This is a genomic window from Streptomyces sp. NPDC003248, assembly GCF_055563235.1.
This window is the reverse complement of sequence record NZ_JBVHDT010000011.1, coordinates 283,583-298,544: the sequence shown is the minus strand read 5'-3', so window position 1 is coordinate 298,544 and position 14,962 is coordinate 283,583. Positions and strand designations below refer to the sequence as shown.

General features: G+C 70.7%; 8 protein-coding genes and 2 pseudogenes. 3 read left to right on the top strand and 7 right to left on the bottom strand.

Going from position 1 to position 14,962, the window contains the following annotated elements; genetic code table 11:
- Window positions 1–186 precede the first annotated feature (186 nt).
- The 5 genes and pseudogenes from ACZ3KJ_RS25420 to ACZ3KJ_RS25400 all read right to left on the bottom strand — a co-directional run.
- Window positions 187–1,452 carry a DUF2399 domain-containing protein gene (locus ACZ3KJ_RS25420; protein WP_467530280.1) on the bottom strand — a complete coding sequence of 422 codons (1,266 nt, stop codon included), beginning with the start codon at window positions 1,450–1,452 and terminating at the stop codon, window positions 187–189.
- Window positions 1,449–6,446 (bottom strand): SbcC/MukB-like Walker B domain-containing protein, encoded by a 4,998-nt coding sequence (locus ACZ3KJ_RS25415; RefSeq protein WP_467530278.1) that lies wholly within the window; start codon window positions 6,444–6,446, stop codon window positions 1,449–1,451. Before ACZ3KJ_RS25415 ends, ACZ3KJ_RS25420 begins: the two co-directional genes overlap by 4 nt.
- On the bottom strand, window positions 6,443–7,795 hold the full coding sequence (locus ACZ3KJ_RS25410; protein ID WP_467530277.1) for a DUF2398 family protein: 1,353 nt from the start codon (window positions 7,793–7,795) through the stop codon (window positions 6,443–6,445). The genes ACZ3KJ_RS25415 and ACZ3KJ_RS25410 overlap by 4 nt, the downstream gene beginning before the upstream one ends.
- Window positions 7,792–9,357, bottom strand: coding sequence for a DUF2397 family protein (locus tag ACZ3KJ_RS25405; RefSeq protein WP_467530275.1), 1,566 nt, complete (start codon window positions 9,355–9,357; stop codon window positions 7,792–7,794). The genes ACZ3KJ_RS25410 and ACZ3KJ_RS25405 overlap by 4 nt, the downstream gene beginning before the upstream one ends.
- 381 nt (window positions 9,358–9,738) lie before the next feature.
- Window positions 9,739–10,003, bottom strand: a pseudogene (locus ACZ3KJ_RS25400) (hypothetical protein); the annotation flags it as partial.
- A gap of 1 nt (window position 10,004) precedes the next feature.
- Between ACZ3KJ_RS25400 and ACZ3KJ_RS25395 the strand changes: the two are divergent.
- Window positions 10,005–10,368, top strand: a pseudogene (locus ACZ3KJ_RS25395) (zinc ribbon domain-containing protein); the annotation flags it as partial.
- A gap of 9 nt (window positions 10,369–10,377) precedes the next feature.
- On the opposite strand, the gene ACZ3KJ_RS25390 reads toward ACZ3KJ_RS25395, so the two are convergent.
- Both ACZ3KJ_RS25390 and ACZ3KJ_RS25385 read right to left on the bottom strand, forming a co-directional pair.
- A complete protein-coding gene (locus ACZ3KJ_RS25390) occupies window positions 10,378–10,731 on the bottom strand; it encodes a helicase associated domain-containing protein (protein ID WP_467530274.1) in 354 nt (117 codons plus the stop codon).
- A gap of 32 nt (window positions 10,732–10,763) precedes the next feature.
- Window positions 10,764–12,818, bottom strand: a complete 2,055-nt coding sequence (locus ACZ3KJ_RS25385; RefSeq protein WP_467530272.1) for a helicase associated domain-containing protein — start codon at window positions 12,816–12,818, stop codon at window positions 10,764–10,766.
- Window positions 12,819–13,022: 204 nt separating this feature from the next.
- On the opposite strand from ACZ3KJ_RS25385, the gene ACZ3KJ_RS25380 reads away from it, so the two are divergent.
- A complete protein-coding gene (locus tag ACZ3KJ_RS25380) occupies window positions 13,023–14,000 on the top strand; it encodes a TniQ family protein (protein WP_467530271.1) in 978 nt (325 codons plus the stop codon).
- A gap of 343 nt (window positions 14,001–14,343) precedes the next feature.
- The gene (locus ACZ3KJ_RS25375; RefSeq protein ID WP_467530270.1) at window positions 14,344–14,961 is read left to right on the top strand and encodes a hypothetical protein; all 618 of its coding nucleotides are present in this window, start codon (window positions 14,344–14,346) and stop codon (window positions 14,959–14,961) included.
- Window position 14,962: the final 1 nt, after the last annotated feature.

Below are 14,962 nucleotides of genomic sequence, written 5' to 3'. Positions count from 1 at the left end.
AACGGTCTGTGCACGGCGAGAGGGGCGTTTGCCAGGGAGATATGCGGCTAGCCATCAGAATGACTCAAAATAGGTGAACCTTGTGCCAAACATATGCGTCCGACGGCTGTGGCGGACGCGTCGCGGCTTCCTCGGTGGCACTGCGTGCCACAAAGGCTGGCACTCTCTGTCATCAGCGCACCGGCCTCACTCCCCCGCCTCTCGGGAGACGGACTGCCAGGCTCCCCGTTCTGAAGAAGTCAGGTCAAGGAGGCGCGTGAGTACTTCGTCGTGCTCCTGATAGAGGACGCGTCCTGTTTCCTGCAGCTGGGCGGCCAGCTCGGGATCACAACTGCTCGGGAGAGGGCCGAGCGGGATGACAGACGGCCGGTCGCCTGCTGCACGCACGAGTGCGGTGTCCATGGCGACAAGCACGGCTCCGTAGGTCTGCTGCACGGTGGCGGCGATGTGCAGGCCTGCGGCATCCAGGTCTCCTGCGTAACGCAGGGGTATGCCCTGGTCGAATGCCAGTTGGAGCAGGGCGTGGTCGACGGCCCGGAGCTGGCCGCTGGTGCAGGCCATGGGCTGGGGGCTGACGCACTCCATCGCGGCCTCGAGGACGGAGGGGTTCTCGACGACGGTCAACGGATGCGGAGCCAGCCGGGGCGGAGTGCGGGTGAGATCCAGGAGGTTGAGGGCGACGGGGGTGGTGGCCTCGTTGAGGCGGCGGTCGATGGGGCCGTCGCCGAGAGCTCTGACCTGGTGGAGCAGGACGGTGGCGGAGAGACGGTCGGCGATGATGCCGTGGCTGGCCAGCAGGGCGCGTATGTGGTCGGGGCGGGTGGGTTCCGGGCGGTCTGCGAGCTCGGCGAGAGCGGTAATGAGGCGCTGTCCGGGCCCGGTTACGGGATCGAAGTAGTGCGGGTCGCCGGCGTGGTCGTGGGCGAGTTTGGCCAGGGCCCGGGGCGGCGTGTGGGGAAGGCGGCGGGTGAGGGAGGCGAGGGCGTCGATGAGACGGCGCATCTCGGGAACGGTTTCTTCAGCGGCTCCTGAGGTGAGCCGGGCCCGTAGCCGGGGCAGGTGCGGCAGTTGCTCCTGGGCATAGCGGATCAGTTCTTGGCGCAGTTCGGCGGTGGCGAGGCGGTCGTGCCTGCGGTTGACGACTGCGCGGCCCACGGCCTTCTCGACCAAGGACTGCAGGGTGTCCGGGGTGAGGCCGAGAGTGTCCAGGAGCGGGGGCAGCGGCACTTTGACGCCGCGGTCGGTGTGAGGGACGCGCGTGCGGCCTCGTCGGCGCTGGGCGGATGTGTCGAGCCATGCCTTCAGGGCGGCCACCGCGCCGGGCGTCAGGCCGGGCACGGTGACGGTGGCGATGTCGGCCGGGGTGCTGCCGGCGCTAAGGCGGTCGTGGATGGCCTGCCACAGCGGGGCGAGTTCCGGGTCGGCGGCGAGGAGGGCGTGATCGGCGGTCATGGAGTGTCCTGGGGCTGCGCAGCCGTCACGTCGAGAGTGAGGGGCTGGGGTTCGCCGTGGCCGTGCCATAGCCAGGGGACGGTGATGCGGCGTCGGCCGGCGGTGACGACCTCGTGGACCATGGCGCGCTGGGTCTCCCGTTTGATCATGGGGGTCATGAACGGGGCGGTGGCCAGGACGTCGAAGTCCCAGGATCGCAGCAGGGCCAGGACCTGGCGCAGGTTGCGTTCGTCGAAGGCTGCGTCGATCTCGTCGATGGATAGCAGGCGGGGGCCGGCGTAGCCGGGGGCGGAGTACATCGACCAGGCGGCCGCGAGCAGGGGCAGCATGGTGGCCAGGCGCCTCTCACCGGTGGAGAGGGCTTCCAGCGGGTTGGAGCGGGCGGTGATTTCGCGGAACTTCTCCTTGCCGGCGGCCTCGAAGGAGGCGTGGGTGACGGAGATGGTCCAGTCGTACCAGCTGCGGTAGTCGAAGGTGTGGGCGACGCGTTCGGCCCAGGGCTCGCCGGCCTTTTCGTTCATGCGCTGGCGCAGCGCGTCGTACATCTGCTCGAAGGTGTCGTCGGAGGGCGGCTTGCCGATGAGGTCCACCATGCGGTGGGCCTCGGGGGTGTCGCGGACGTCCCATTCGACTTGGACGCCGACGTGGGCCACGCCCGTGCGGACGTCTTTGAGGGTGTCGTGGATTTGGGCGACCAGGTCGGCGGCTGCTTGCCGGCGCAGCTGGATGTCGCGCTGCAGGCGGGTGAACAGGCTTGTCTTGAGGACCTGCTTGATGTCGGCGCGCAGGTCGTCCTCGAGCTGGGCGGCGGTGGCTTTGAGGTCCTGGACGGTGGTGGGGACGTCTTGGCCTCGCACCGCGGCGGGGTCGGCGACGACGGCACGCCGCCAGGGGGTGTCTTCGATGCCCACCAGCGTGACCTGCCGGTCGAAGCCGGCCAAGTCGGTGCTGGCCTTGCGGGCGGCGGTTTCCAGCAGGGCCAGGTCGCGGTCGCGCTGCCGTTCCAGGACGGTGCGGCGGTCGGTGCCGCCGGGGGCGTCAGCCAGCAGGCGCCTGGCCCAGGCCAGGCCCGCGGTGAGGTTGGCGGGGAGGCCGGGGCCGGTGGTGGGCAGGTCGTCGGGGACGACGGCGAGACGCTCCTCGGCCAGGCGGGCGAGGCGGGCCGTGCAGGCGTCGCGGTTCTTCTCGGCGGCTTCCCGCTGCGGGGCGATCATCGTCAGTGTGGCCTCGGCTGCGATGGCTTGCCCGTCGGCTTCCTGCTGGCGGATGCGGCATTGCTCGGCACGCTCTTCGGCCTGCCGTAGCCTCTCGGCGGTGGCGTCCCGGTGGGCCAGGAGCTCTTGGTACTGGGCGCCGTGCAGAGCGCGCATTTCGGCAACCGTTGCGGCTTCCTCCTCGGCGCGGCGCTGGGCCTGGGCGGCTTCCTGTTCGGCCTGGGCGTGGCGTGTGCGGCGCTCGGCGGCTTCCTGGTGGTCGCCATCGGCCCGTGCGAGCAGTTCGGCGACCCGCTGGGCGGCCGGAGCCCAGGCCTGGATGTGGCCCACGAGTTGAGCGACCGTTTCCCGGCGGGCGTCGAGATGGTCTGCTTCGGTGCGCAGCATGTCGCCTGTGGGAAGGGCTGCTGCGCGGTTGAGTACGCGCAGTGCCTCGCTGACGGCTTTGGAGGCGTCCTCGTGGCGGGCTGCGGCCTTGACGGCTTCGGCGCGTGCTCGGTTCAGGTCCTGCTCGGCTGCGTTCTCCGCCATGTGCGCTGCCTCGACGGCTTCGATGGCCTGGTGCGGGAAGTTTTCGTGTTCGGTGTCGGCGGCCTGCTGGTCCGCTGCGGCGCGGGCCCGTGCGTCTGCGCTGGCCTGGGCGGCAGCCTCCTGCTCGGCTGCGGCATCTGCGGCGGCTTGGGCGGCTTCGGCGGCGCGGGCCTCATTGTGCCGGGCGTGTTCGTGGGTGAGGGCAGCAGTGGCGACGGCGGCGGTGCGAGCGTCCTCGGTTGCCTCGAGTTCGACCAGGACGCGTTCCAGAGCCCGGTCGGCTTCGGTCAGCGCCGCGGTGGTGCTGTGCTTGGCGGCTTCGGCGGCCGCGCGCTGGTCGGCGGCCTGGTCGCGGGCGGCGTCGACACGGTCGGCAGGCGGGAGGCTGTCGCGTTCGGCGGCGGCGTCGGCGATTTCCTGGTGGCGGCGCGCCAGGTGTTCTTCGGCTTCTTGGAGGGTGCGGTGGGCGGCGGCCAGGTCGGCTTCGAGGCGCCTGACACGCTGTTGCCGTGTCCTCTCCCGGGTGGTGCGGCCGATGAAGGCGGCTCGGTATCCGGCTGGGGCGCTGGCGGTGAGGACGCCGTTGGCCAGCCGGCCGGTTGCCGGGTCGCTGCCGGGGGCGTCCAGCGGGATGGCGGCGAGGGTTTCGCGTACTCGGGTGGTGTCGATGGCGGGGGTGTCCTCGACGACCAGCAGGTTGGCCAGGGTGTGTCCCTGGGCAGGGGTGGTGGGGGTGAAGGTGAGATCGCCGTCGCACACCCGGCCGTCCGAGGTGACCAGGGCGTCCAGGAGGCCTGAAACGAGGAGGGCGCCTTCGATGCGGTCGGCGTCGGCGGCGCTCAGGCCGGGGGCGAAGTCGACGAGTGCCCACAGCGGGACGCCGTCCCCCTCGGTGCGGGTGCGCCAGGCCGGAGGGGCCGGGACGGGTGCGGCCTGCTGCGCCTCGTGCAGGTCTTCGGTGAGGGCGGTGACGGTTTCGGTCGCGGCCTGGACCTGCCGGGCCGCTTGCTCTGCCTGGCGTTGGAGGCGCGGTGTGGCCTGGGCGTGTGCACGCACCACCGCCAGGGTGAGGTCGGCGGGCCGCAGCAGGTTCAGGTCGGCTGCCGGTGCGGTCACCTGGGGCAGGGGAAGGTCGGCGGCGGACAGATGAGTGAGGTCGTCTCGCCATCCGTGCACGCGGCCCAGCCAGTCGCGAACCGCCTGAAGGGCTGCCGCATCGGCCTCGGCGTGGGCCCGTTCGGCTGCATCGAGCGCTGCCCGGGCGTCGCGGCGGGTCTGCTGGTGGGCTCGGCGGGCCTGGGTCCGGCGGGCCTCGTCGGCTTCCGCCTCGGCGCGTGCCTGTTGCACGGCGGCTTCGTGCCCGGCACCGGCCTCGTCTGCGGTCTCTTTGGCTGCGGCGTGGTCGGTGCGGGCCTGGCCTGCGGTGCGGGCTGTGGCGTGGGCGAGAGCGGCGTCGGCGGCCGCTTGCTGCTGGTGCCCGGACAGGTCGATGCGGGTGCGGGCCGCGGCAGAGGCGGACGCAAGCCAGGCGGTGAGCCGGCGGGTGTCGGTGCGTTCCTCGGCCTCCGCCGGTTCGGTCAGGTACGACGGCAGCGGTCCGAGCAGCTGCGCCGCCACCTGCCAGGCGCCGAGGCGGGCGGAGAGCTCCTCCTCCGCGTGCCGGCGGTCGCTGGAGGCCTGACCGGCCGCCTCACGGTGTGCGTGTTCTGCATCCTCAGCGGCACGCTGTTCGTCTGTGGCGGTGCGCTGGTTGTCCTGCATGTGCTGGTAGGTGCGCAGGGCCCGGTCGACGGCCTGGATCTGGCGCTGGTGGTCTTCCGCCCAGGCCAGCGGGTGGCTGCACAACCACGCTGCGTCGAGCGCGGTGTCGGCAGCGTGGCGGGCTTGCGCGAGGGCTTCGGATGTCGCCATGAGCTGCTCGCAAGCGGCCTGCGCTCCCAGAGCGGTGGCAGTGGTACGCAGGTCCCCGGCGAGACGGGTGAGTTGGGCCTGGGCGGCCCGGGCGTCGTTTCGGCTGTCGACGGCCTTGCGGTCGGCCTCGCCGGTGTCGGTGCCGGCCGTTTGCGCGCGCTTGGCGGCGGCGTGGGCCTGGGCGGCGAGGTCGCGGGCACGTTCCTCGTGGTGGGGCAGTTCGGCCCCGGCGTGTTCACTCAGCAGTGCATCGTCCGCGGACAGCTGCCCCCGGGTGCGGGAGATGTCGCCCTGCGCGCGGGCATGCTCCTCAGCTGCGTCCTGGGATGCCTGCCGGGCCGTGGCCAGCTGGTCGGTGGCCTTCTTGAGGCTGCGGGCATGGTCGTCGAACTCGGTGTTGGCTGCGGTCAGGGCGGCGGCTTCCACCTGGGCCACGGTGCGCAGATAGCGGCGGTAGCTGCGGTCGGTGCCGTCCAGGAGTTTGGCTTCCTGGCGGGTGCGCTCCAGTTTGTTTTCGAGTTCGGAGATGCGTTCCATCGCCTCGGCGACCTGGGTGAGGTTGTCGGTGTCGAGGGCGGGCAGGGCGTCGGTGAGGACCTGCCGCATCCGGGTGGGGGAAATGGCTTCGGCTGTGCGCACGCTGCGCAGGGAGCGCAGGACGGCGAGCAGTGCCTCGAACTGGACCTCGTTGAGCGGGGCGAACAGACGGGTGCGCACCGTGTGGCGGTAAGAGCGCTCGTCTTGAGGGGTGAGTTGTTTCAGAGAGCCGCGCAGGGCTTTGGAGTCGGTGAACATCTGGCCCTGGCAGGCAGACAGTTGTCCGGCGAGCGCGTCCAAGGCGACGGGCTCGCGTTCCTGTTCCAGGGTCAGGTCGCTGCCCACTCGGCCGGGAGCGAGGAAGAAGGCGCGGTGCAGGTGGCCCGCGGTGGCCCGCAGCCACAGGCCGGTGGTCATGTACCGGGTGCTGCCGTCGGCCGGGTCGTGCAGCCCGTACTCCAGCCACCAGATGCCGGTGCGGTCTTCGCGGTCGTTGAAGTCGGTGTGGCGGCTGGTGAGGGTGCCTGCGGCTTTGCCGGACACCGACAGGGCGGTCTGGGAGGTGTCGGCGTCCAGCAGGACGGTGATCAGCATGGAGGCGGTCAGGGACTTGCCGGAGCCGTTGGGGCCGACCAGGGCGAGCCAGCCGCCGGAGAAATACAGCTGCTCGCTGGCCCAGGCCCAGGAGTTGACGATGCCGGCGCGTGTGGGCTGCCAGCGGCCCTCGGCGGTGGGGGTGCCGATGATCGGCTCGTCGGCTGTCAGGCTCAGGTGTGAGGTGGGGTGCTCGGTGGGTTTCATCCGTCGTCTCCTCGGCGAGCCTGGTGCGCGGCATCGGGGGTGGGGGCGGCCTGGGCCGTCTCGGGCGGCGGGAACAGGGATGGCGCCGGGCCGGAGTCCGGGGTGGCGGCTGGTGAGGGGGGCGGGGTGGGCTGGCGGACGCGGATGCGCCACAGGTGGACGCCGGGTGTGGGCAGCCAGGTATCGGGGTGGGCGGGGTCGGGGGTGAGTAGGCCGACGCTGGTCAGTTCGGCGGCCGCGGCGCGGGCCAGTGCGGGCATGCGGTCGTAGGTGGCTGCCCAGCGGGGCTGGTTGGCGCGTAGCTGGGTGAACAGTTCCGCGATGTCGGTGAGGGGCAGCGGTGCGGTGGGGTCTTCGCGGACGGGGAGGGTGGCCAACAGGGCGAGGGCTGCCTGGCGTTCGGTGCGGCGGCCGTTGGGAAAGTCGATGCTGCTGGACTGGCCGCTGGGGTCGGTGACCTGCCACCAGTCGCGGCGCACGGTTGCGGTGAGTCCGAGGGCGGCGACGGCGTTGAGGGCGCGTTCGCGTCCGGTCAGCGTGTGCAGGTAGGGGGTGGTGTCGGTGTCGTCGTCGAGAGGGTCGGTGGCGGGATCGTCGACCAGGCGGCGGATTGCGTTCAGGCGCCTTTGCTCCAGCGTGGGGGCATCACCTGCGGTGTGGGCGGTGTGGTCCAGGAGAGATTCGGCGGACAGGGCGGCGGCGTGCTGGTCCGGCGGCACGTCGTCGAGTTGCAGGAGGGTGGGTGACAGGGAGGAGAATTTGGTGGCGAGGCGGTCTCGGGAGGCTGTGACGACGAGGTCGCCGTTTTCGTCGGCAAGGGCGCGGTCGAGGTCGGCGTCGACGGTGATGGTGCCTTCCGCGACGAGGATCTTCAGGGCGTCGGCCAGGCTTTGGCGGTTGTGGCGCGCTTCTTTCTTGCTGACGTCGTCGGTGGCGACGACCGGGAATCGAGGCAGGCGCCCGTCGGTGGTGTCGGCCGCGCAGACCTGGGCGATGGCCTGCATGAGTTCGCGCACGCTCATGCGCGGGCGGCGCCACAGCTGTTCGCAGGCCAGGCAGACGAGGATCATGACCAGGGTGCCGGCCAGCGGCTGCTTCTCCCGCACCAGCCTCGGGCCTCGGTCGGCCGGTACATCGTGGCGGCGTTTGTGCAGGCGGATCAGACCGGCGACCTTGTGGACCTCCAGGGTCCAGTTCAGTTCGGTGCGGAAGAACTCCGCCAGGGCCGGGTGGCCCTGCAGGGCCACCCGGTAGTGCTCGGGATCGTCTTCGATGGTGAGGCGGCCGGTCGCGTTGAGGAGGCGGGCGCTCGCGCGCAGGTCGGCGTCGAGCAGCAGGGTGTCGTTCATGCCACGCTCCAGTTGGGCCCTGCCGTCTGCTCGGCTGGGCGGCGGGGAGAGGATGTGTGGTTTTGGGGGGTGACCGACAGTCGAAGGTCGGGCCCGGACAGGCGTCCTTCGGCCAGTTCGACGGTGACCGTGGTGTCGGGCCGGCCGGGCCTGACCGTGACGTCCAGGCCGGCCTCGTCGACGGTGGCCCGCCCCACGTCGTCCTGCGGGTGGTACTGGTTGAGCGCGACCTCGACGGCGTTGAGCAGAATCAGCGCCGCCTCGAACGGCAGTCGGCCAAGGTATTCGAGGCCGACCTCGCCGTCGGTGGCCAGCAGCGCGGCCAAATGGCGGCGACGCTGTGCGGCTGCTTGTGCCTGGGCGTGGGCCGCGGTCCGGTCGGCGGTGGTGTCGGGCACTTTGCGGGGGCGCCCCGTGGTGCGCCCGTGCCGCTCGTGTTCCCGCAAGGTCACCTCGACCTGGTGACGGCCGGCGCCGGACTGGGCGGGAGTGCCGTGGGCGACGTCCTCCTCGGCGGCGCCGATGACCGCGTGCCAGGCGGGCCAGTCCCCAAAGGCGGCCGCGTACACGCGGCGGGCCTCGGTGTCGTCCGGCTGGCGGTACAGGCTGTAGGCGAGGGCTCTGAAATCGACACCCAGGTCGCTGCCACGCCGGCGGGCCATGTAGCGGCGGTCGATGGCGACCAGCAGAGTGTGCACGGCGCCGCTGGCCGAGTCGATCAGCCGGTGCACCGTGCCGTCCGGTTCGAACCAGGCCTCCAGATCGTTCAGGCGGCGGATGCGTTCGTCGACCCAGTGCTGCTGGTCCGCGGCGTCCAGGAGACCGGCGTGCTCGACGGCGGATTCCACCGTGCGGGCGAACCCGGCCGTGCGTAGCTCGGCGAGGGCCCTCTCGACGCGTGGGAGGCCGCGCCCGTATTCGCGGGGGAACTGGCGCAGGGCTTCCACGACGCGGTCGCGGTTCTCGCCGAACACGTCGTTGTCCGTGACGTCGGACTGCACCATCTTCGCCAGTGCAGCGTAGAAGTCGGCGGTCACCCGCTGCAGTTCGTCGATGCGGGTGCGCACGTTCTCCAGGTCGCCCGGCAGCCGGCCGTGGTCCTCCTTCAGGTGGTCGAGGATCTCGCGCAGCGTGTCCTGGACTCCGTCCAGAAGACGGCTGGGCAGCTGAAGGGCGCGTACGACGTCGACGACCGCGGTACGCACGGCGGCCACCACTCCGCGTCCTCGTTGGGTCAGTGCCCACGCCTCCTCGCGCGCCGACAGGCCTTGCAGGCTGCGCAGCGGGGCCGCGTAGTCATGGAACGGTTCGGCGAACTGCCACTGCATCAACTGGTCCAGCAGGTCGCGCAGTTCAGCTTCCGGTAGTGGGTCGTGATAGCCGACCCTCTTCAACTGGACGGTGATGTCGGACAACGTCGCCATCGGCCCCCGGGTGGACAGTTCCTCCAGGGCAGCCAGCAGCGCAAGATAGCGGTCCTTCACGAGTCCCTCGGGTGTCCCGAACACATACCAGTCCCCCGGTACGACCTCCTGCCACCACATCCGCGAACGCAACATCATCTCCCCAGTGCAGACGACGACACCATGAGGCGTCGGCATTGCAGACCAGCGAGAGAGACTGCACTGAACCGCTTTGCCAAGCCGCTTTTGAAAGCTAGACGTCGCCACTGACAACACCTGCCGGGAACCCGGGATTTCGAGGGGTCTCACTGCTCGTCAATGACTCGAATTCGCACCCTTGACACCTCGTCAGGCAGGTGGACGCAAGTCGGAGGACGAGCGCGCCCAGCCTCAATACCCCACGGGGGAACACAAGTTCCAAGAAACACCTCTCACCTGCAACAACGAGCCGTTTAGAGAGACGATCGGCTCCCGCCGCGCTGAGATTCCGGGCCCAGCGAACAACGTCAGCCACCCATGTCGAGATCAGGCAAAATCAAGTCATTGTTCAGAACCGAGGAGCCGCCTCACACCACTACAACTCGAACACGCATTCCCAATAGAAGGATTCCGAGTGCGCGTTCGAATTCGTTCGTGCGCCCGCCTCAACCCGTGACCACCCGCGGAGCGCGGCGGCAGGGACTCACCTTCGATGTCCACGTTCGGCACCGGCCCGGTCCAGCCACTTGGGCAGTGCCCAGGCGTAGCGACCGAGGAGACTGAGCGCGGCGGGCACGATCGTCAGGCGGACCACGAAGGCGTCGATATTCCGCCCCAAGTTCCTGGCGAAGGCGACCATGGCCCGCAAGGCTGCCGATGCCGCGATCAGCGCCACCAAAGCCGCCCTGGTCGAGGTGGGACGCAAGCACGGCCGCGCCGTGCACCTGGTACACCCCGCGCACACCACCATGGACTGTGCGCAGTGCGGAGCGAGAACCAAGCACGCACTACCTCTTTCGATGCGAACGTATGCCTGCACCGCGTGCGGCGCCGTGTCCCCGAGGGACAGAAATAGCGCCCGCGTGATGCTGGTCCGGGCTGGTCTTCAACCCGGCTAGTGCTGATCGTGTAAGACCTGCGCCCCCGCCGAAGGGCAGGCAACGTGAGCTAGGAATCCCCCTCGTTCACTAGGGGGAGGAGTCAACGAAGGGCAAACGGAGGTGGCTGCGTCCACGACATGTCCGGTCCCGGCCACCAGGCGTCGTCGTCCAGGGGGTCCTGCGCGGGCTCCACGGTGAGAGGGGCGGGCTGGAAGACGGGGGCCAGGTCGATGCCGAGCGAGGTGAGCGCGGTGATCTGGGGCGCGGTCATCTGTGCGGTGTTGGTACGGCATTTGCGCAGCCACTGGCCGAGGAGGACTTCGTCTCCGTGGAGGTCTTCGCGGTGAGCGAGGGGGACGTTCAGGTGACCTTCGCGTCGCTGGTATTGGCGGGCCGCTGCCAGGCCGCGGCTGAAGGCGCGGGCGCGCGGTGCGGGGTCGGGCAGCAGCAGCATGGCGTGTGGGTGCAAGTGTGGGTGTTGGGCGGCTAGTTGGGCCAGCAGTCGCATCTGCTGGGGGTGCAGGGTGTGCAGCTGGGTGAGCTGGTGGTCCAGCCAGGTGCCGGCTTCGTGGCCGGCGGCCGGCAGGGGGGTGGCGGGGTCGGGGTGGGGGTGACGGTGAGGTGGGTGTAGTCGTGCTGCCAGGCCACGCCCCAGGGTGGGTTCCACCAGGGGTCGACGGCGTTGAGGGCGTGGATGCGGTCGCTGTGCAGGTTGTTGTCGGCGGCCAGCTGGCGTTGTCGGGCCAGCCAGCGCAGCAGGGGCCGCTCGTTCGGGGTGGGGGCGCGGGTGACGGTCAGGGTGCCGTGGCGGGCCGCGAAAGTGATGGCCTGTTCCAGGCGGCCTTCGAAGCTGTTCTCGGGGTGCGGCCAGGAGATGTTGAGGCTGGTCAGGGCGAGGGCGCGCTGGGTGTCGAGGCTTCCGTGCGCGTAGAGCGAGCGTTGTTGGCCGAGCCAGAGCCCCAGGGGGTATCCGGTGCGGTCGGTGTATTCGCTGGGTACGTCGAGGTGCCCGCGGCGTTCGAAGAAGCGGACGGCGGCCTCCCAGCCGATCTCCCACAGTCCGGTGTCGACGAGGTGGGTGCGCAGCCGGGTGACGGAGGCGACCTCCCCCGCGCGTTCGGGGGGCGGGGGGCGGGGGATGATGCGCTTCACGTCGGTGTGGCCGCCGCCCAGGCGGCGCCAGTAGCGGGAGTCGTGGGTGCGCAGCCCGTTGAGGACTTCCCACAGGATGGCGAACTCCGAGGAGAGCATGGCCTTCTTGGTGCTTTGGCGGGGGCCGATGTAGACGGGGATGATCAGTACGGCGATCTTGCCGGCTCCGGGAGGCTGGCGCAGGGCACGGCCGAGGGCCTGGATGATGTCGGAGGCGCTGCGTTTGGGGTCGGCGAACAGGACGGCGTCCGCGTCGGGCACGTCGACGCCCTCGCCCAGGATGCGGACGTTGGACAGCACGGCCCCATCGACGTGGTCGGCGGGGCCGGAGCGGCGGCGCAGCAGAGGGATGCCTTCGAACTCGGCGAGGAACTGGGCGCGCAGGCGTTGTGGTTGCTCGCTGTACAGGGCGCGGGTCCACAGGCGGTGGATGCGGGTCGTGGCGGCGGCGGCCTCGACGGTGCGGGGCAGTGTCTCGCTGAACTGGCGGGCGTAGGCGATGCGGCTGTGGAAGCTGATGACGCGGCGGATGCTGTGGGTTCGCATCGCGTGGAGCAGGCAGACCTGCAGGGCGGCCAGCCGCAGGCCGTTGGGGCGGCGGGTGGCGTCGTCGGTGTTGAGGATGTCGCGCAGGTCGTCGTCGGTGATGACCGGCGCCACGATGCGGTAGTCGGCGAGGATGCCGCGGTCGATGGCGTCGGCGAGGCTGAGGTTGTAGACGACGGGCCCGTAGATGGAGGGGTCGTCCATCGAGGCCAGCGGTTCGGGCGGCTCGTCGGCCTGCGAGGTGCGGCGGCGGCGCGGTTTCTTGGGGTCTTCGGGCTTCCAGACGCGGGGGGTGGCGGTCATGTAGAGGCGGCGGGCGGCGGGGATCTCGTGGTCGTGGTGGATGAGCGCCCATTGCTTTGTGCTGCTGCCGCTGCTGCGGTGCGCCTCGTCGATGATCACGATCTCCCAGGGAGGCAGCCGGTGGTGCCGGTGGGCGCGGGCGATCGCGGGTAGCGACTGGTAGGTGGCGAACACGACGGCTGGGCCGGATGCGGCGGCCAGGGTGCGCACGATACGGGCCGGGTCGGTGGTCGCGGTGAGACGGTCCCCGGCAAAGCTCACCGTGGCGCCTTTGAGGGTGCAGACGGCGAGCATGCGGGCGATGCGGCTGTCGGCGTGCCAGTGCCTGGCGGTCTGGCCGGCCAGGTTCAGGGAGGGGACGACGACGAGGATGTTTCCCTGTCCGGCGAAGTGCTCGGCGATCCGGATGGCGGTGATCGTCTTGCCGGTGCCGGTGGCGGAGATGATCGTGGCCCGGGGCATGCGGGACAGGGCCCGCACGGCGGCGTCATACGCTTCGCGCTGGTGGACTCGTAGTTGTTTGACCCGTGCCTCGGCCACGGCCTGGGCTCCCTCCGGGGGGACAGAGCAGGCAGCACGCTCCGGGCGCACTCCTGTAGCGCCGGTGCGGCGGGCGCTGGATCGACCTTGCGTCAGCTGCGTTGGCTGTTCAAAGCTGATTCGGAAAGTCGTTACGGAGATCACAGCGAACATCCGCCGGGGGCAGGACATCCGGGCGGGCACGATGTGCGGTGGAGGTGAGTGGTGGAGCGCATACGGCCGCTGCCCTACCGGATGCCGCTGGTGCACGGCGAGTCGACCGGTTCTTTCGTGACGCGGCTGGCCGCCCGTCACGGGCAGTCCGTTTCCCACCTTCTGGCCACGGTGGGCGAGGGCCGCTCCGCCGCCGACATCGCTCCCTGGCAGAGCGAGCTGTATCTCAACGCCGCAGCACGGCAGCGGCTGGCGGCTCTCGCCAGGCGTCCGTTGACGCAGCTGACGGGGGCGCTGGCGAGCCTGCGGGATGAGCATCTGCTGCCCGACGGGTCGGGGGTGCCGGCGTACAAGTGGCCGTGGCGGCCGAACAGCGGCTATGTGGTGCGCGGGTGCGTGCTGTGCGCGGCCCGTCGAGGTGTGCTGGATCCAGTGTGGCTCATCCGTCCAGACCCGTGGCACATATGCGTACAGCACGGGCGTTTCTATGACATTTTTGGCGACGACCGGTCGCCTTTCATCGACCTGTCGCCCGGTCCGCACGTCCTGCGAGCCGAGCTGCGCAGACTCCAGCTGGTGAGGCAGCTGGGCCCGGTGGGGCGGCTGCTGGTCGCCGACGCCTTCGCGGTCCTGGCGCACCCTGCTGTGCACCTGCCACGGCTGGGCAGCAACCGGACCACGCCGCTGCGTCTGCTGCCCACCGCAATCACCGTCGCATGCCGCATGGCCAGGCTCGAGCGGCTGCGGCTGGATCGCCGGCTGGTACACGACGACTACCGCCGCTGGTGCGAGGAGGCCCGCAGCGATCTGGGCTGGCAGCTCGGCATGGTCCTGGGCGTGTGGAGCGAGCGGCATCCGCCGCTGCAGCGTTCTCCGCTGCCGTTCACCCGTGCGGCGCGCGCGCCCTCCCGGTGTTACCGGCAGCCCGGTCTCCCCCACCAGCCCGCGATGCCCGAGATGACCCCCGTCGACAAACTCACCTGTGTCTCCTGGGAGACCCTGGCCCACGGCCCCCGCCCCTACGGCTGACGGAACGCGAGACGTACAGACATCGTGCACCTGCGCCTTCTGCGCGGCCGCGGTCGGCGGAATGCAGGGGATGCAGCGGCCACTGCCCGGTCGGGAGCCCCTGTCCCCTCCGCCCGAAAGCGGCCGCTCGCAGGCGGCATCGCACAGGCGAACTGCCAGGGCGTCCTGCCTGTCGCCTAGCATCAATCCCGCACCGTTCCCGCCGTGGCCTGCGGGAGGGCAGGTGCGGAAGGGTTGTCCTGGGCCGATGGACATACAGGTGCAATACCGCAGCGCGGCAGGGCGCACGTGCCGCGACGAACCCGCTGCGGTGCGGGGCGTACCGCTTGAGGAGCGGCAGCCGTTGTCCGAGCCGCGCGCCTACAAGGGCCGTACCTCCATCCTGACCAAGTGGACTGCGGCCACCACCGGGCAGGCGGTGTGGTGCGCGAGCACGGCGCAGATGGACGCGGCCATGCTCCTCGACTTCGATGCGGACATCGTGTGCTTCCAGTCCCGTGTGGTGCAGGTGCACTGGGAGCTGGAGGGCCGGCGCGGCACCGTGGAGCCGGCGTTCATCGCCCGCACCCGCGATGAGCGCAGGCTGGTCTTTGCGCACCCGCCCCGCGACGAGGCGGGTCTGGAGGAGCGGGCTCTGCGCGAGGCGGCCGACGGGGCCGGCTGGGAGATACGCCCGCTGCGGGTGCCCCAGGGGGTGCTGCGGTCCTCGCTGGCAAGCGCCGCGCACTTCAGCGGACCGGAGTTCGCCGCCGACGATGACGCCCGCCAGGTGCTGCTGGAGGTATTCGCCCGGCCGCGCCCGCTGCAGGCGGGCGCGGCCGCCTCGGGCCTGGGGCTGAAGGCGCCCGGCTATGCCTGGCATCTTGTGTGGACGGGCGAGCTGACGTGTGACTGGACCAAGCCGCTGCTGCCGACCTCGCCGGTGTGGGCCAGCCAGGCGGCTGCTGGCGAGGAGGCATAAA